The following is a 531-nucleotide window of genomic DNA, read 5'->3' on the forward strand; positions in this document are numbered from 1 at the left end:
ATCACGAAAATCTGTTTGTTTCATGGGACGAGATTACCACACCTTTTAAAATCAAAAAACATGCCGGACATCCTCTAGGTAAAAATTCCCATTTGGGAATCAACCGACAGCACCGCTGTCCAACGCATCGAGGTATGTATGAAAAAACTTTGGATCCTGCTGGCCTGCGCCCTGCTTCTGTCCACCACCTCCCTCGCGTCGGCTGCCTGCTCTCCTGAGGAAGCTCAGAAGAAAGCCAACGAATTCGCTGCCGCCGTCCAGAAAAAATCCTAGGCTGACCCCCAGGGCTACGCCAAGATCATGCAGGAACTGCAGCCCCAACTGCTGAAACTCCAGCAAGAACAGAATCTGGAAAATATGTGCAAGTTCTATGATGATGCGCTGGAAAAGCTGAAGTAAATCTTGCCTGCCGAAGAGGTGGCCTTGCGCCACCTCTTTTTTTCTCCTCTCCGCAATCTTTCCTAGATAGTGTCGTCAAATTCAAAAGTATGTTATAATCTCTTCACTTACAATGAGGAGAGACCATATGGC

1 protein-coding gene is annotated in these 531 nt (G+C 48.0%); it reads right to left on the reverse strand.

The features are described 5' to 3' along the window. Positions 1-99: 99 nt before the first annotated feature. Complete coding sequence (locus tag HF854_RS12470; RefSeq protein ID WP_168936564.1) at positions 100-432, reverse strand: hypothetical protein; 333 nt, start codon at positions 430-432, stop codon at positions 100-102. Positions 433-531: the final 99 nt, after the last annotated feature.

The sequence above is a fragment of the Desulfovibrio piger genome, assembly GCF_012843875.1.
Classification (GTDB): Bacteria; Desulfobacterota; Desulfovibrionia; order Desulfovibrionales; family Desulfovibrionaceae; genus Desulfovibrio.